Annotated in this window: 16 protein-coding genes; 8 read left to right on the top strand and 8 right to left on the bottom strand. The window is 40.2% G+C overall.

The window, feature by feature from the left end; translation table 11 throughout:
• Positions 1-121: 121 nt before the first annotated feature.
• Positions 122-1,327, bottom strand: a complete 1,206-nt coding sequence (locus K3T81_RS01245) for a winged helix-turn-helix domain-containing protein (protein WP_238017673.1) — start codon at positions 1,325-1,327, stop codon at positions 122-124.
• A 35-nt stretch (positions 1,328-1,362) separates the two neighbouring features.
• Complete coding sequence (locus tag K3T81_RS01240; protein WP_238017671.1) at positions 1,363-2,223, bottom strand: Cof-type HAD-IIB family hydrolase; 861 nt, start codon at positions 2,221-2,223, stop codon at positions 1,363-1,365.
• 259 nt (positions 2,224-2,482) lie between these two features.
• On the opposite strand from K3T81_RS01240, the gene K3T81_RS01235 reads away from it, so the two are divergent.
• The 4 genes from K3T81_RS01235 (at position 2,483) to pstB (ending at position 6,490) form a co-directional block, all read left to right on the top strand.
• On the top strand, positions 2,483-3,493 hold the full coding sequence (locus tag K3T81_RS01235) for a PstS family phosphate ABC transporter substrate-binding protein (RefSeq protein ID WP_238017669.1): 1,011 nt from the start codon (positions 2,483-2,485) through the stop codon (positions 3,491-3,493).
• A 302-nt stretch (positions 3,494-3,795) separates the two neighbouring features.
• Positions 3,796-4,746 carry a phosphate ABC transporter permease subunit PstC gene (gene pstC / locus K3T81_RS01230; RefSeq protein ID WP_036577754.1) on the top strand — a complete coding sequence of 317 codons (951 nt, stop codon included), beginning with the start codon at positions 3,796-3,798 and terminating at the stop codon, positions 4,744-4,746.
• 1 nt (position 4,747) lies between these two features.
• Positions 4,748-5,632, top strand: coding sequence for a phosphate ABC transporter permease PstA (gene pstA / locus K3T81_RS01225; protein WP_106898191.1), 885 nt, complete (start codon positions 4,748-4,750; stop codon positions 5,630-5,632).
• Positions 5,633-5,671: 39 nt separating this feature from the next.
• Positions 5,672-6,490, top strand: a complete 819-nt coding sequence (gene pstB, locus K3T81_RS01220; RefSeq protein WP_106898192.1) for a phosphate ABC transporter ATP-binding protein PstB — start codon at positions 5,672-5,674, stop codon at positions 6,488-6,490.
• Between the two features lie 241 nt (positions 6,491-6,731).
• Here the strand turns inward: pstB and K3T81_RS01215 are convergent, their stop codons facing one another.
• Positions 6,732-7,388 (bottom strand): hypothetical protein, encoded by a 657-nt coding sequence (locus K3T81_RS01215; RefSeq protein WP_106898193.1) that lies wholly within the window; start codon positions 7,386-7,388, stop codon positions 6,732-6,734.
• A 115-nt stretch (positions 7,389-7,503) separates the two neighbouring features.
• On the opposite strand from K3T81_RS01215, the gene K3T81_RS01210 reads away from it, so the two are divergent.
• From K3T81_RS01210 to tatA, 3 genes are all read left to right on the top strand, one after another.
• Positions 7,504-8,253 (top strand): gluconate 2-dehydrogenase subunit 3 family protein, encoded by a 750-nt coding sequence (locus tag K3T81_RS01210; protein WP_238017667.1) that lies wholly within the window; start codon positions 7,504-7,506, stop codon positions 8,251-8,253.
• 72 nt (positions 8,254-8,325) lie between these two features.
• Positions 8,326-10,041 carry a GMC family oxidoreductase gene (locus K3T81_RS01205; RefSeq protein ID WP_238017665.1) on the top strand — a complete coding sequence of 572 codons (1,716 nt, stop codon included), beginning with the start codon at positions 8,326-8,328 and terminating at the stop codon, positions 10,039-10,041.
• Between the two features lie 33 nt (positions 10,042-10,074).
• Positions 10,075-10,257 (top strand): twin-arginine translocase TatA/TatE family subunit, encoded by a 183-nt coding sequence (gene tatA, locus K3T81_RS01200; RefSeq protein ID WP_106898196.1) that lies wholly within the window; start codon positions 10,075-10,077, stop codon positions 10,255-10,257.
• A 46-nt stretch (positions 10,258-10,303) separates the two neighbouring features.
• Here the strand turns inward: tatA and K3T81_RS01195 are convergent, their stop codons facing one another.
• The 3 genes from K3T81_RS01195 to K3T81_RS19445 form a co-directional block, all read right to left on the bottom strand.
• Entirely contained in the window at positions 10,304-12,001 is a 1,698-nt protein-coding gene (locus K3T81_RS01195) for a methyl-accepting chemotaxis protein (RefSeq protein WP_238017955.1), read from the bottom strand.
• Between the two features lie 88 nt (positions 12,002-12,089).
• Entirely contained in the window at positions 12,090-13,187 is a 1,098-nt protein-coding gene (locus K3T81_RS01190; RefSeq protein ID WP_238017663.1) for a glycosyl hydrolase family 8, read from the bottom strand.
• A gap of 409 nt (positions 13,188-13,596) precedes the next feature.
• Complete coding sequence (locus tag K3T81_RS19445) at positions 13,597-13,728, bottom strand: hypothetical protein (RefSeq protein ID WP_259343671.1); 132 nt, start codon at positions 13,726-13,728, stop codon at positions 13,597-13,599.
• 168 nt (positions 13,729-13,896) lie between these two features.
• On the opposite strand from K3T81_RS19445, the gene K3T81_RS01185 reads away from it, so the two are divergent.
• Positions 13,897-15,366 carry a potassium/proton antiporter gene (locus K3T81_RS01185; RefSeq protein WP_238017661.1) on the top strand — a complete coding sequence of 490 codons (1,470 nt, stop codon included), beginning with the start codon at positions 13,897-13,899 and terminating at the stop codon, positions 15,364-15,366.
• A 51-nt stretch (positions 15,367-15,417) separates the two neighbouring features.
• Here K3T81_RS01185 and K3T81_RS01180 read toward each other — a convergent pair whose 3' ends face one another.
• Together K3T81_RS01180 and K3T81_RS01175 are read right to left on the bottom strand one after the other, a co-directional pair.
• Positions 15,418-15,762, bottom strand: a complete 345-nt coding sequence (locus tag K3T81_RS01180) for a GNAT family N-acetyltransferase (RefSeq protein WP_238017659.1) — start codon at positions 15,760-15,762, stop codon at positions 15,418-15,420.
• Between the two features lie 17 nt (positions 15,763-15,779).
• On the bottom strand, positions 15,780-15,929 hold the full coding sequence (locus tag K3T81_RS01175) for a GNAT family N-acetyltransferase (RefSeq protein ID WP_238017656.1): 150 nt from the start codon (positions 15,927-15,929) through the stop codon (positions 15,780-15,782).
• Positions 15,930-16,017 lie beyond the last annotated feature (88 nt).

Raw genomic sequence — 16,017 nt, 5'->3', positions numbered from 1 at the left:
TTCAACTAACAATCAGTGGGGAAAGAACACCCCTCCACTGATTGAAGTTTCACTTTATTTTTACTAGTCTATCACATGTGATTTGAGTTGAATAGAAGCGTTTGGCCCCCTTTTAAACACATTAAATGTCGCACATATTCTTATTTAACGTAATCCCTTTTGCGCAGTGGGCTGCAGCGAACCTCTCCAACCCTTGCCAAATGTTACCATGAAGCTCTTTTGTTACCTTTATAGTTGGTTCTAGCTTGAGCTGGCGAATATGCAGCTGATTGGAACTCCTGTCAAGACCAGGGTCCATTCTTCCAACAAGCTGATCTCCAATAAGGATTGGCATGGCATAGTAACCGTATTGCCGTTTTTCCTTTGGGATATAGATCTCCCACCGGTAGGTAAAATCAAATAGGTCCACAAGTCGGTCACGTCGCCAAAGCAAATTATCTAATGGTGGCAAAAAACGCACATCATCATGCTCAATGGAAAACGGATTAGGTGTCCTTTCATGTCTTTTGAGTCGGTCCAAATCTTCAGCTAATATGTAGTACGTTGTTTTTATTCCTTCTATTGTAAGTCGAATGGCCTCCCCACTAGCTACCATCGTCTCCATGGCTTGTTTTCGTTCCATTGCTTTAAGCTTTTGCCAGCCAAACCGGGGATCACGCGCATCTATCACACGATACGCTCGAATATATTTTGCTAGCAATGCGCGCTCTGCCTCTTCTACCTCTATTTTATCAGCTTGGTTCAATAACCATTGTGGCAGACTCTCTTCCGTTAGGTGAAAATATCTCTCTGATCCCTCTCTGCGAACGACACGGATGATTCCTGCATCAAGCAACAAATTTAATGCCCGAGAGGTTATCTTTGTTTTAGGTTGGGCCGTGTCCCAGCCACCATGGACCCGCTCGTCTGATCGAAAGGCACGGGATGGTAGCTCCCCCTCATCCTTTAGCCTGTCTAGAATATGTCGGACTATAGGTGAAAGCTTTTCAAGTTCAGGCTGAACCAGCTTCCGTAAACGAGAACGTACCGCTTTAAATACAGGGTAATCTTCTACAGGTATCGTACATGCAGCATTTGCCCAGTATTCAAACAGATCCCCTTTAGTGAGTAGTTGATGAAGCATATCCGGTTGATAGTCGGGAACGCGTGCCATAAGAACAAGGTGTTGATTGCGCTCGACTGAGGCTACAGGGTCGAGCTGCACACACTCCAAGTTTCGAATCATTTGTATCACAGAAATTTTCCGATCCTCTTCAGGTAGTAGGTATTGCGTTTCAAGAAGAAATCGTCTTACCGCTTCTTTACTCGTAACATAGGAAGGTTGCACAGTTCACCACACCTCTCATTAATACATAGCTTGCATTACAACTCTTTTAACATCTCTTCAATTGCATATGCCACACCATGTTCATCGTTTGATTTAGTTGTATATTGACATAGTGCCTTAATTTCTTCAACGGCGTTTCCCATTGCAACGCCACGCCCAGCCATTTTGAGCATACTCACATCATTAAAGTTATCCCCTAATGTCATAACATCTTTCATCTCAATCCCCATATTTTTTGCTAATTCTTCTAAAGCTATCCCTTTCTGTGCGTCTGGATGATTAAATTCAAGATTGACTTCACCTGAAGAAGTGATTGCCAAACCAGGATTAGAATCAAATATTGAATGCAGATCTTTGAGCTTTTTATTATCCAGTGAAAAGGCGAGTATTTTATGGATTTGTAAAGACTCTCGTTCAAACAGCTCGTCGTGACTTTCAATAAAATGAACGTCCTCATTCTGAAAACGTTTCTCTGCATCTTTCCGTATATCTTCCTCTGACATATCAGGATTTGCTGTCTGCAATATGTCTATCATGACTTGTATAAACTTTTCTCTACTAGTTGAATAGACTCCATCGCTTGTAAAGAGTTCAATATAAATGCCCTCTTGTTCACAGCGCAATTGTACCTCTCGTGCTGTAGACTTATCTAATGGTGCTTCTCTTAAGAGTTCCATCTTTTCCGAATATGTATTAGCTCCATTCAAGCAAATTACTGGAGCAATTAAATCTACTTCTTTTAAAGGCTTTCTTGCAGCCCCGTAGGACCTTCCCGTGGCCACAACTATCTTTATACCTAGATCTAAAGCCCTTCTCATTGCTCTAGCATTTTCTAAGCTTACCTGCCCTTTTGCGTTTAATAGTGTTCCGTCCAAGTCTGTTGCGATTAATTTCATGATTAGCTCTCCTATTCTTTATGTCCTTTTACTAGCGCGTTCATAATTAGTAGCAACCCCATTATACACACTATGCAACCTCATGTTCTTCTCATTCGCTTATAACATCAAGCGTTATTAATCTACTGAGGACTTTTTACCTAATTTACAAAACCTTTACATTCTGATCATACTCACTTAACATTCCCCTACTATACTAGCAGTTGAGAGAGAAAATCTTTCAAAAATTAATTAGTGCATGAAGGGGAGGACAATTTATATGAATTTCAAAAGGTTTTTAATGATTCTGCTTATCGCAGGTCTAGCTGTAATTGTAGCAGCTTGTGGATCAGACTCAGAGGATGAGAGTGGTTCCGAAACAAGCAGTGGATCTGAAAGCGGATCTTCAGAAGAGGCAAGCGCAGAAGGCGACTCTGCAGAATTAGAAGGAAATGTCGTAATTGACGGTTCAGGTACGGTTTACCCTCTAATGTCACGACTTGCTGAAGAATATATGACAACTGAACAAGAAGGCGTATCAGTTGAAGTTAGCCGCGCAGGTACAAGCGCTGGCTTTGAAAAATTCCTTGTAGAAGACGGAACAGATTTCAATGATGCTTCCCGTCAAATTAAAGATGAAGAACAAGCCAAAGCGGACGAGCTTGGGATTGAAACAAAAGAGCTTAAAGTCGCATTGGATGGGTTAACAGTTGTTATCCACCCTGACAATGACTGGGCTACTGAAATGACTCCAGAAGAAATTAAGAGTATTTTCCTTGCTGATGGCGGGGTAGAAACTTGGTCTGATATTAATCCTGAATGGCCAGATGAAGAAATCAATCCTGTAGGGCCTAACGAAAATCACGGAACTTATGAGTTCTTCTATGAAACTATTCTTGAAGAACAAGATCTAGTAAGTGATATCAACCTACAACAAGAATATTCAACACTTGTTACATTAGTAGCAGATGATCCAAACGCTATCGGATTCTTCGGGTTTGGTTACTATACTAACAACCAAGATTCATTACAAGCAGTAAACGTGGACTTCGGTAACGGCGCTGTAGAACCTTCACTTGATACAATTGCCGAAGATGGCGACTATGCAGATTTCACACGTCCAGTGTTTACTTACCTAAATGTAAACCAAGCAAAAGAAAAACCACAAGTTCTTGATTATGCACTATATGTAATGAACAATGTCAACGAATTCGCTGGCGAAACAGGCTTCGCCCCTATTCCTGAGGATGAAGCTCAAACACTTATTGAAGAACTAGAAGCACTTAAATAAAATGTTCATTAAAACTTAAAAAGGTTGTTCAAAAAGTCCGGTAAAAATGACACATCGAATTTCTTCGTTGGCTTGCTTTTTCGTTCCTCACGTATTAATTGCATACGTTCCGGTACTCAAAGCTACGCCGCCTCGAACTTCTTGGTCCTTTATATCCTCCTTTTTGAACACGCACTTAAACATACTCATTTTAAGATGAGAGCTTCCAATGCTCTCATCTTATTGTGACTTTTAATTAAATTTATAAAGAGAACAAGTAACATCATTACGTATCTGGAAATTGAAAGGGGGATCGCGATCCCATGACACCTAACGGGGATTTGAATAAGGAAAGTTCTATTCGGCATTTAATAGACGAGAAGAAACAGAAACGCAATATGTCCAACTATACAGAGAGAATGATTCCTGGACTTCTGTTTCTATTCGCAGCCATCTCGATTTTAACTACAATAGGCATTGTATATACCCTGCTAACTGAAACAATATCATTTTTCAAAGCGGTACCCTTTACTGAGTTCTTTACCGGGACAGTTTTAAAGCCACTAAGCCAAAACCCTGAGTTCGGAGTATTACCTTTAATAAACGGTACGATTATATCTTCCGTGATCGCGATGCTCGTAGCTGGTCCAATAGGTATTATGACCGCTGTTTACCTGAGTGAGTATGCAACCGACAAAGTTAGAAGAGTTTTAAAACCTATACTTGAAGTGCTAGCAGGAATACCTACGATTGTTTATGGATTCTTTGCTTTCACCTTTGTAACCCCTGTGCTAGAAAAGATTATTCCTACACTGGAAGCAACAAACATTCTAAGTCCAGGAATTGTAATGGGAGTTATGATTATTCCGATGATCGCCTCCCTTTCTGAAGATGCCATGACTTCTGTACCCAATGCGATGCGCGAGGGCGCATTAGCACTTGGCGCAACCAAGTTGGAAACAACCTTCCGTGTTGTTATACCAGCAGCATTGTCAGGAATTATCGCATCCTTCGTTCTTGGGATATCCCGCGCAATTGGTGAAACAATGATTGTTACGATTGCAAGTGGTAGCTCAAAGAACTTCACTTTTGATGTTACACAATCTATGCAAACCATGACTGCATACATTGTTGAAGTCTCCGGTGGTGAAGCCCCTGCTGGATCGACTATATATTACAGCCTTTATGCTGTTGCCATGACACTTTTTGTCTTCACCCTAATTATGAACTTACTGGCAAGATACATCTCTCGTAAGTTTAGGGAGGAATATTAAAATGAAATATATAAACCAGGAACAAGTTCAGAGTAAAATGAACCGCAGATTAGTAAAAAACAATATATTTAAGACGTTATTCGCTCTTGCAACCATGTTTGGAATCGTCGTTCTAGCCATCCTAATCATTCGTGTTCTAACACAGGGACTTGCTTGGATTGATATGGATTTCATTACAGGAAAGCTTTCGACTAGCGCCGACAGAGCTGGTATTATGGGTGCTATACTAGGCACACTTTGGCTAATGATTGTTGTCATACCAGTTACACTAATTCTTGGTGTTGCCACAGCTATTTATTTGGAATTATATGCTCCAAAAGGAAAATTCCAAGCTATTATTCAAACAAACATTGCTAACTTAGCTGGTGTCCCATCAATTGTTTACGGTTTACTAGGGCTAACTGTTTTTGTTAGAGCTATGGATTTAGGGAATGTTGTGCTTGCAGGAGGGCTTACCTTATCTCTCCTCGTCCTACCTATCGTAATCGTAGCTTCCCAAGAAGCAATACGTGCTGTTCCACAACACCTAAGCGAGGCATCTTTCGGAATGGGCGCTACAAAATGGCAGACTGTTAAAAACATCGTCCTGCCAGCTTCACTCCCTGGGATCTTAACAGGTTCCATACTCGCTTTATCACGAGCAATTGGAGAAACTGCTCCACTTACTGTAATCGGAATACCAGCATTGTTGATACCATTTCCTGGGGGCATTTTCGACACCTTTACGATCATGCCGATGCAAATTTATTACTGGACAATTGATTCATCCCTTGTATCAGAGTATGCAAACCTAGCAGCAGCAACCATCGTTGTATTACTGGTCATGCTTTTTATCCTGAATTCGATTGCCGTCATTATCCGTAATAAATTTCAGCAAAGATACTAGTCAACAAACGTTCTGGCGCAAATATAAGGAGGTATTCTAATGAGTCTTAAAACTGCAAGCAAGCCTATCTTCACCAATTATACTGAAGAGACTTTTCCAAATAAAAATGTTGTTTACGATACAAAAGATTTGAACTTATGGTATGGGGAGACCCACGCTTTAAAGGATATAAACTTATCGATTTATGAAAAAGAGGTTACGGCGATTATCGGACCTTCAGGTTGTGGAAAATCAACGTATATTAAAACACTTAATCGCATGGTAGAGCTTGTCCCAACCGTACGTACCACGGGATCGATCACTTATAATGGCATGAGTATTCTAGACAAAAAGTTTAAAGTAGAAGATTTGCGCACACGGGTAGGAATGGTATTTCAAAAACCAAACCCATTCCCTAAATCTATCTATGACAACGTCGCTTACGGCCCTAAGATTCATGGAATTCGCAACAAAAAAATTCTAGACGAAATCGTGGAAAAAAGTCTTCGCGGAGCCTCTATTTGGGAAGAAGTAAAAGACAGACTTAAAGAAAATGCCTATGGATTGTCAGGTGGCCAACAACAACGTCTCTGTATCGCACGCTGTCTTGCCATCGAACCTGATGTTATTCTAATGGACGAACCTACTTCAGCACTCGATCCAAAATCAACGCTCCGCATTGAAGAACTTGTGCAGGAATTAAAGAAAGATTACTCTATCATTATCGTGACCCACAATATGCAACAGGCAGCACGTATTTCCGATAGAACTGCCTTCTTTTTAAATGGTGAAGTGGTTGAGTTTGACCAAACGGACACCATTTTTACAAAACCAGCCGACAGCAGAACGGAAGATTATATTTCCGGGCGCTTTGGTTAGAAAATCTCGATACATTGTTCTTCCCTTGAACGATATAAACAACCCTCTGTCTAGACCAGGCAGAGGGTTTCTTGTAGGTTTATAAGTAGACCCGGAGGACTTGGGTCATACCGACGTTGACTTAAGACGGGTTGTACTTAATCGGCGTTCCCTGAAAACCGAGGCCCTTCGCTTTTGTTTCATTTAGCTACGCGTGCTCAAAACTAGGCAACAACTTCCCGTAGTGCCATGCAATAAGTCTTTACTCTGTCATGTTTAGTAATTCTAGTAGATCACTTGAAGCTTCTTCGTATGACGAATCCATTATTTTTTCTTTAATCCCTTCAATTAAATCAGCTGATTCTGGATTTGTTACGGTCAACACCTTAACATTCCCATTAAACATCTCATCCATTTTCTTCATAGCTTGACTTAAATTATCATCAATTTGTGCTCCATTGCCCGCTCCATCAGGCTCACCTTTCCCTGACATTCCTTCTGTATTACTTAATAGATTACGCTGCATTGTGTCATATTCATGGCTTGTATTTTCCGCTTTGTTTCTTGCAAGAATCACTGAATCATCCACTACAAATACTTTTACTCCTGTAATCCCTTCCCCTTCAAGAATTGATTCAAAATAAGAAGATATGCCACCTTCATGCACGCCAGAAGTACCAATTGTACTGTAAAGGTTTTGCCCCATTCCACTATAGGTACTGCCGCTATTATTTGTTGTATCCTTCTTATCACGTGATACTCCTGGAATAATATCTGGATCATTCATATTCTCATGTGAATAACCCACTTCCTCCATATTGGGTTGTTCGGTACTTTCCTCTGCATTGTCCCCTTCTGTACAAGCCGCCAATAGGCCTGTTGTCATCATAATTAGCAAACTCATTTTACCTATTTTCATTTTCAATACCCTCCATTCCTTATTCACGGGATAGTATACCCAACTAAAAAAAATGCATGAATGGTTATTTATGGTGACATAATAATCCCAAGCAATATGCAGGGAGGTAAAAACAATGTCAGAAGAAAAGAATAATAACCAAGCTGAAAAGGAGAACCTATCCAGGAGAAAGTTCCTACGTAATTCAGGGATTGCGGTTGGCGGCCTTGCAGTTGGTGGGGTACTTGGGAGTGTTATCCCTTGGAACGCAGATACGGCAGAAGATACTCAGCAACAACAGGAAGAAACAAAAAATTTCAATCAAGCATTAATGTATTTCAACCAAGCAGAGTTTCGTACCATTGAAGCTGCGACAGAACGCATCTTCCCACAAGATGATAATGGGCCAGGAGCTCGGGAACTTGGAGTGGCATATTACATTGATCACCAATTAGCTGGCGCCTACGGCTTTAATGCTCGTGATTACATGCAACCACCGTTTTTCCACGGTGAAAAAGAACAGGGCTATCAAGGAAGATTAAATCGCAGAGAGATTTACAGAATCGGAATTAGAGAGATGCAAAATTATAGCCACCAAAACTATGATACAGGATTCACAGAACTTTCCGAGGAAGACCAAGATAAGGTGTTAACTGATTTTGCAGACGAAAAAGTGAATATCACAACTATTTCACCTGGAAACTTTTTTCAATTAATGCGTTCGATGACATTAGAAGGCGTTTACAGTGATCCCCTTTATGGTGGTAATAAGGATATGGATGGTTGGAAAATGCGGGACTATCCAGGTAACCAAATGAATTACACAGATATTATTGAAGGTGAATTTAAAGAGATTCCTCCTAATAGTCTTCGCGACCATATGTAAATAGAGTCGAAGTAGCAATGGCAAGCATGAAATAGAAGCAACCAATGCACAAGAAAGGAAGTATGTTAGAAGATGGTTAAAACACTACCAAAAACAGATGTTGTAATTGTAGGAGTTGGCTGGGCTGGTGGAATTATCGCCTCAGAGCTAACGAAGCAGGGATTAAATGTAGTCGGCTTAGAAAAAGGCCGAGAGCGTGAGACAGAGGACTACTATATGGTTCATGATGAGCTACGTTACGCATTACGCTATGAATTAATGCAAGACTTATCTAAAGATACCCTTACATTCAGAGGGAATGAAAAAATACGTGCCCTCCCAATGAGACAATATGGTTCCTTTTTACTCGGGGATGGTTTAGGAGGGGCAGGCGTTCACTGGAACGGGCAAACATTTCGCTTTCTTCCATATGACTTTGAGATCCGCAGTAAAACCATTGAACGATATGGTAAAAATAAAATACCTGCAGATATGACTCTCCAGGATTGGGGCATCACATATGATGAACTTGAGCCATATTATGATAAGTTTGAAAAAATGGCAGGTATTTCGGGAGAAGAAAACCCTCTTGGCGGCAAACGCTCAGACAAGTATCCAACCCCTCCTATGAAGCATTCTCCTCAAATGAGGATGTTTAAAAAAGCAACAGAAAAATTAAAGTACCATCCTTATACGGTACCATCGGCTAATCTTTCAGAGGCGTATGAAAATCCGGATGGCATTTCGCGGGCTGCATGTCAGTATTGTGCTTTTTGTGAACGGTTTGGTTGTGAGTACGGAGCGAAAGCAGACCCTGTCGTAACCGTCATCCCTGTTGCAAAACAGACAGGAAAGTTTGACTTACGGACACATTCTTGGGTTAGAAGAATCCTACATAAGGATGGAAAAGCAACAGGAGTTAGATACACGGATGTGACAACAGGAGAAGAAATTGAACAACCAGCTGATACTGTCGTGGTAACCAGTTATGTGTTTAATAATGTAAAACTATTATTAAATTCTAAGATTGGAAAACCTTATGACCCTTCAACAGGGAAAGGCGTTGTTGGAAAGAACTATGCTTATCAAGTTGTTAAAGGCTCTGCAGTTGGGTATTTTGAAGACGAAAAGTTTAACAACTTTGCTGGGGCAGGCGCACTAGGAATGGTTATTGATGATTTTAATGGGGATAATTTTGACCACTCTGATGTCGATTTCCTTCATGGAGGTTATTTAGCCTTGACCCAAACTGGGCAACGCCCAATTCAAAATAACCCAATACCAAAAGAATCACCAACTTGGGGGAAAGAATTCAAGCAAAATTCGTTAAAATATATCAATAAAACATTGTCTGTTAGCGCGATGGGCGCCAGCCTTCCATTTAAACAGCACTATCTTGATTTAGATCCCGTTTATAAAGACACCTTTGGAGATCCTGTCATCCGCATGACCTATGACTTCAAAGACCAGGATCGCCATCTTGCACAATTTACCGCTAAAAAGGCAGAGGGAATTCTAAAAGAGATGGGCGCAGATAAAATTGATACGATGAAAGAGCTTGGCCCGTACAATATTACGACCTATCAATCCACCCATAATACCGGTGGAGTGATCATGGGCGACGATCCAAACACCTCTGCGGTTAATAATTACTCCCAAATGTGGGATATGGACAACCTATTTGTTGTCGGTGCCTCTTCTTTCCCGCACAACAGCGGATACAATCCTACTGATACAGTAGGTGCGCTAGCATATCGGGCTGCTGAGGGGGTTATTAAATACCAGAAGAGTGGCGGTATTTTAGCCTAATCTAGCTATACTTATAAGAAGGTAGGGAGAGCGATGTTATCAAATATAGGAATTCCAGGTTTAATTATTATTTTGGTCATTACCCTCATTATTTTTGGTCCAAAGAAACTACCGGAAATTGGCTCGGCTTTTGGTAAAACATTATCTGAATTTAAACGATCCACAAATGAGCTTTTAGATGATGATGACCAGGAAGCACCTGAACCAAAGAAATAATTCAAAAACAACCAGGCATAGCACGACTGCTGCCTGGTTGTTTTTTTTATTCTATTTTAAATCTTTCTGTTTTGGAAGAGAGGGATTCAGATGTAGCACTCAATTTTAAACCTATTTCATGGGTGGCCTTAACAGATTGTACTTGCAGTTCACTGCTCCCTAGCATCTGTTCCGCACTTGCCAATGTCTCCTGTGATACAGAGGAAAACTCGGCTGCGATTTGTTCCAGCGAAGGTAACTGTTTTTTTACTCCACTTAATTCATTCTGCATTCCCCTTAATTTACTGCCGACATCATGGATTTCATTCAGTAATGTATCAAGGGAAACTTGTGAGCCGTTTGACATCTCCAGTGTGTGATGTGTTTTTTGAAGCATTTGTTCAAACTCCCTCGTTGCATGGTTGGTTATACTTTCCATGTTATGGATTGAAGTAGTAATCTGCGAGGCAGCTTGTGAGGATTGTTGCGCCAATTTCCCAACCTCCTCTGCTACCACTGCAAAACCTTTACCTGCTTCACCTGCACGCGCAGCCTCAATCGACGCATTTAGGGACAAGAGCTTCGTTTGTTCTGTAATACCCTGAATCAAGCCAACTAGGTCACTGATAGACCTCGCGTCCGTTTGCAACCGTCGTACCGTTTCCGTCAATTGAGCAAAGTCTTTTTCAAAGCTATGTACTGTTTGAATTAGCTGAGACATCGATTGGTTACCCGCCTCAGCAGAAGCGTGCATGTCATCAGAACTTTTGAAGACAGAGTCCATATTGACAAGCATTTCTTCCATTTGTTGTTTCATCTCTCGGAAGTTTTCCGCGCTTACCTCTGAACTTGCAGCAGTTTGTTCTGCACCTTCCTTCACAACGTGAATTGCCTGGTTTAACTCCTGGTTGGAGACAAGCGTCCCTTCAGAGGATTGCTGTAATTCATTCCCGTGTTTTTGGAGCTGTAACGTTGTTTTTCGTATATCGAGTAGCAACTGTACCATTTGCTCCATCATGGCGTCATAGCTTTTTTTAAGAGAAATAAATTCCGGTAAGGTCGTGTCAATGGCAACAGCTTGCTGTAAGTCCCCTTCCCTTACCTGTCTCATCGCTTTTCGCAATACGATTAACGGTTTTGTTAAACTGCTAACAAACAAAACGATCAGTAGTATGCTAATAGCTATACTTATAGCTATTACAAATATGGTGGAATAAGCCATCTCCTGAACAGGATCCATATAGGAAGCGACAGGCACTGCAATAACATAGGTACCATTGATCTCCTCCATCTCTTGAAAAGTAAACGTATAATCCTTCCCATTTACTTGTCCGTTTAGAATGCCATTTTGTTCTTTGGTTATCTGGGAAATCATCTGATCCGGTACAGCATGAAGCCCTTGGTCACCTGTTTCAAAGGGGGTCGCTTTCCCGTCTGTTATGTAAAAAAAGTCTGACTGGATCCCTTCATCAGACAGTTTTTCTTGCTGTGTCCTTATATTGGCCACAAGTTGCTGTTGAAAATATGTCTCATCACTTACATATAGAAACTTTAAATTATCCGCTATATAACCCATTAGCTCTGCTTCTCGAAGTAAGCGGTTTTCAATGGTTTCCGTCGTCATATTTTTTGCTTTCACATATGAAACTGCGCCAACTATGGAAACCGAGATAATGAAAATAGAAATAAAAAGGACGAGCAATCTACTGCGTAGACTTAGCTTAGTCAATGCTTGTCTGATCTTTGAATAGAAAGTATGTTTCATTTTACCCAATGGTGCACCCCCAAGTACTCTATTGTTAAAAGTATATCAAGGGGGTATTAAGTTACTGTAAATTCTTTGTAAAGAATAGTTAATTTGAACTAGATACATTCAATTCTGCTAGTAATGGAAGAAGATTATCAAAGATATGTGTATTTTGCTTGTAAACGGAATAACCACCATAGTATGGATCATTTGCCTCGACATTTCGGAAATCAAGCATTCGTTTATACAGTCCATCTGCTACTTCCTTTGCTCCAACCTCTAAACAATAGAGGATGAGGAGGCTATAAACTGCGGGAGATTCGTATTCGACTGTTGGAACCTTCGTCTGTCGATTATATTTACCGTATATCTTGCCATTCTCTGATAGCTCATTCTTAATAAAATCTAAAAACACTTCGGAGTTCTCCCCTTCCAAAGACAGTTGGTACGCAGTTAACGCCTGGTCGATCATATGGACTTCATTTTCGTAGATATACTGCTCACTTGTGGCATGATAGGATTTTGGAAAAAAGCCATTTATAACAGGTGCCTGCAATAGGACATCTACAGTAGCTTCATATAGTGAACCCGCTATGAGTCCATTTCCTCTCATCTGCCTCAATGCCGCAGTGTCGATATAAGATAAGGTAAGATAATTACTATTGTATCGCATTCCTTTATCATAAAAATCGGTTAATACATCTCCACTTTTACTATAGGTACTCAGAAATTTCGCGATTTGCTTTGCCGTTTTACTGTATGGATAGCTACTCTTTGGCCAATTCTTATTGGCATCCATCAGGGCGGCAATAATCCGTAGATCGTCTACCAATGCATTGGTGTACACATCACTTTTACCCTTCTCCGTCAACTTCCAATAAACCATTCCATCCTGCTTAAGAAAATGATTAACCAACTGCATATAGGCGTTATCAAACATCTTCTTATCTTCTTTTTCGATTGCATAACGCATCCATAATCCAAGCGATTCTGAAAGAGCTTCTCTACCTGAAACAAGGTCTTCATCCAACTGCTTGTCAGGCTTGATATATGTCGCCAATGTGCCATTATCATTCTTCAACCACTTTACAATAAACTGTTCTGTAATAACGCTGTCCTCGGTATGTTTTTCGCCTTTTAGATTAATCAACACATTTATGATTATAAGAACGAGTATGATGGCAATAAATACTTGGATTAGCATTGTCCGCACCTCTTATCTTCTCCTAGTTTGAATGATTTCCTACTATGCAGAACGGTCCTTTCTAACTAGATCCTCCTGCTTAAACCGTTTTGTTTTATACCAGGTGACTTCTTGTTTAACACTTCAATTAATTTCGTACTCAATAAAGAACAAAAAAGTTAAGTAATCCCCCTTATTCTTAAACAAACTTTGCTACTTAAGTAATTTTACGGAGATTATAGACTGTTATAACCCTTCGTTCTATATAAAGAACTTACACTAACTTTATATAGAATGCAACCCTTTTTAGTCCTTTAGATTAGGGAAACAGCATACATTTATATATAGAGAGGTCATTATTGGACAATCCTCTTCCTTAAAAAATGAAAAAGCGACCGATCCACTTACTGGATGGTCACCTCTAAACGTTCTACTTTTTTGAGATAAATTGATTTGGTTCGTCTCCGCCTTTTGAATTGCTGTTTTTATATTGGCTTTTTCGTCCGTTACGGTGTTCACCATGATTTTTGTTTTCCTTGAACTGGTTATTTTTCTCGTCCATTTGCACATTCTCCTTTTCTAGGGTTTTTTTAGTTTTACGCAGACTGTCATTTATATACATGGATATAAAATTAGCTATTAAAGTGCGTTATGTTTTGTTTTTTCTGAAATAAAGTTTAAAATTAAATAGAAGAGTATAATCTTTTTGCATCGGAGGGCTGTTCATATAATGTCAATAGAAACAATGATTTTCTTATTTACTTCTATGTTGCTCATGGGAGTTCTAGCCACTAAATTCTCTACCCGTCTCGGTTTACCCTCACTAGTCTTGTTCCTCCTTGTCGGAATGGGCATGAACCAATTTGTATTCTTTGAAAATGTTGAAATCACCCAATTGATTGGAATAATGGCTCTTATTATAATCCTCTTTGAAGGTGGCACACAAACGAAGTGGTCCCAGATAAAGCCGATCATTGGCTCAGCAAGTATCCTGGCAACTTTCGGGGTTCTCATAACTTCAGCTATTGCGGGATTAGCTGCAATGTACATCCTCAATTTTTCCTTATTGGAAGGTATGCTTTTCGGAGCCATCGTTGGCTCAACCGATGCCGCTGCAGTTTTTTCTGTATTAGGAAATAAAAATATTAAACGCAAGTTAACTTCTACCCTCGAAGCGGAATCTGGCTCAAATGATCCGATGGCTGTGTTTTTGACCGTCGCTTTTATTGAGATCATTCAAATACCTGATAGTTCTATCTGGACAGCCGTCGGTAGTTTCTTTTTGCAAATGGGGCTTGGTCTAATACTTGGAATGGCACTTGGAAAGTTAACTGTACTCATTATCAATCATATCAAGCTTGATACGGCTGGGCTTTATCCCGTGCTTGCTTTAGCAATGGCCTCGCTCACTTATATTTTAACTGATTCAATTGGCGGTAGTGGACTACTTGCTGTATACGTTATGGCTGTCGTTGTAGGCAACAATGACCTCCTTTATCGCTTCACAATTTTACGGTTTAACGAGGGATTTGCCTGGATGATGCAAATTCTAATGTTTATTTTGCTAGGGTTATTAGTCTTTCCAGGTCAGTTATTGGAGGTCTTCTGGCAAGGGATTGCCCTATCTATCATCTTAATGTTCGTAGCAAGGCCTATTGCAGTCTTTCTCTCGCTGGTCTTCATGAAATACAATTTGAAGGAGCAAGTATTTGTTTCCTGGGCAGGATTAAAAGGGGCTGTTCCGATTGTACTAGCAACATACCCTATTATAGCGGGCATAGAGAGTAGCCAACTCATCTTCAATGCTGTTTTCTTCGTCGTATTGATATCTGCTCTCGTCCAGGGTAGCAGTCTATCCTGGCTGGCAGAAAAGCTTAATCTAACGGGGAAAGAAAAAGAAGATTTACTGCCAAGCCTCGAAATTATTAACTTAGGTACAACTGATTCAGAAATAATCGAGGTTGCTATAACTGAAAAGTCACCAGCAGTCGATACATCACTGATTGATTTGATATTACCTGATAACACGTTAATTATTGGGATAATTCGTGAGGGCGAGCTAATCACACCTACAGGAAATTCCGTCATTCATATGAACGATACGCTTTACGTTCTTAGTCACAAAAAGAGTAGGGAAAAAGCAAAAGCCGTCTTAATTGGCAAAAAGAAAGAGAAAAAGCCAAAAGTTACAGAAGCATAATGTTAAGTATAATGAGGCATTCAAAGGATTAACTTCCTGCGAATGCCTCTACTATATTCTTCTATATTCTGCCTGTAGTAAGCTATAAACAACCGTATCATGATATTTTTCCCCATCAAAATCGGTTTGTCGCAATACGCCTTCTTTTTTAAAACCAAACCTCTCCATAAGTCTCCTTGATCCTTCATTTCCTGCAAATATATCCCCAACGATACGATTTAACCTTAATGTATGGAAGCCAAAGTCTAACACAGCTTCAAGTACTTCGGTCATGACACCTTTATTTTGGTATTCTTTCCGTATCACCGCGCCCATCTCTGCCTTCTTATGCCAAAGATGCAACTTATGAAAGCGGAATTGGCCAACCACTTTCCGAGTTTCCTTGTCTAGAATCACCCATGGAATTTCCTTTTTTAGAGCAAACTTCTCGTAATATATTGCATTGTCTCTTGATCCCCCATAAAGAGATATAGCTCTTTTGCATCTTCTTTCTCTACACCCCGAAGCACATAATGCTCTGTTACCAATACTGGTATCTCTTTAAGATCTATTTGCTCTATCATTTCTACCCCTCCACAAGCCCATTTTTTTCTATTTTAACAGGTTACGCTAGGTTTACGCCCCGAAAAGCCTATTTCTTTCGATAATAGG

It is taken from the genome of Oceanobacillus jordanicus, from assembly GCF_022095695.1.
GTDB classification, from domain to species: Bacteria; Bacillota; Bacilli; order Bacillales; family Amphibacillaceae; genus Oceanobacillus_B; species Oceanobacillus_B jordanicus.
This window is presented reverse-complemented; position numbering and strand designations above follow the sequence as displayed.

What these genes read in the sequence shown, in the direction of transcription:
- K3T81_RS01240 (WP_238017671.1), bottom strand. Translation starts at nt 2,223, where the DNA reads ATGAAATTAATCGCAACAGACTTGGACGGAACACTATTAAACGCAAAA.
- K3T81_RS01235 (WP_238017669.1), top strand. Translation starts at nt 2,483, where the DNA reads ATGAATTTCAAAAGGTTTTTAATGATTCTGCTTATCGCAGGTCTAGCT.
- pstC (WP_036577754.1), top strand. Translation starts at nt 3,796, where the DNA reads ATGACACCTAACGGGGATTTGAATAAGGAAAGTTCTATTCGGCATTTA.
- pstA (WP_106898191.1), top strand. Translation starts at nt 4,748, where the DNA reads ATGAAATATATAAACCAGGAACAAGTTCAGAGTAAAATGAACCGCAGA.
- pstB (WP_106898192.1), top strand. Translation starts at nt 5,672, where the DNA reads ATGAGTCTTAAAACTGCAAGCAAGCCTATCTTCACCAATTATACTGAA.
- K3T81_RS01215 (WP_106898193.1), bottom strand. Translation starts at nt 7,388, where the DNA reads ATGAAAATAGGTAAAATGAGTTTGCTAATTATGATGACAACAGGCCTA.
- K3T81_RS01210 (WP_238017667.1), top strand. Translation starts at nt 7,504, where the DNA reads ATGTCAGAAGAAAAGAATAATAACCAAGCTGAAAAGGAGAACCTATCC.
- K3T81_RS01205 (WP_238017665.1), top strand. Translation starts at nt 8,326, where the DNA reads ATGGTTAAAACACTACCAAAAACAGATGTTGTAATTGTAGGAGTTGGC.
- tatA (WP_106898196.1), top strand. Translation starts at nt 10,075, where the DNA reads ATGTTATCAAATATAGGAATTCCAGGTTTAATTATTATTTTGGTCATT.
- K3T81_RS01195 (WP_238017955.1), bottom strand. Translation starts at nt 12,001, where the DNA reads ATGAAACATACTTTCTATTCAAAGATCAGACAAGCATTGACTAAGCTA.
- K3T81_RS01190 (WP_238017663.1), bottom strand. Translation starts at nt 13,187, where the DNA reads ATGCTAATCCAAGTATTTATTGCCATCATACTCGTTCTTATAATCATA.
- K3T81_RS19445 (WP_259343671.1), bottom strand. Translation starts at nt 13,728, where the DNA reads ATGGACGAGAAAAATAACCAGTTCAAGGAAAACAAAAATCATGGTGAA.
- K3T81_RS01185 (WP_238017661.1), top strand. Translation starts at nt 13,897, where the DNA reads ATGTCAATAGAAACAATGATTTTCTTATTTACTTCTATGTTGCTCATG.
- K3T81_RS01175 (WP_238017656.1), bottom strand. Translation starts at nt 15,929, where the DNA reads ATGATAGAGCAAATAGATCTTAAAGAGATACCAGTATTGGTAACAGAG.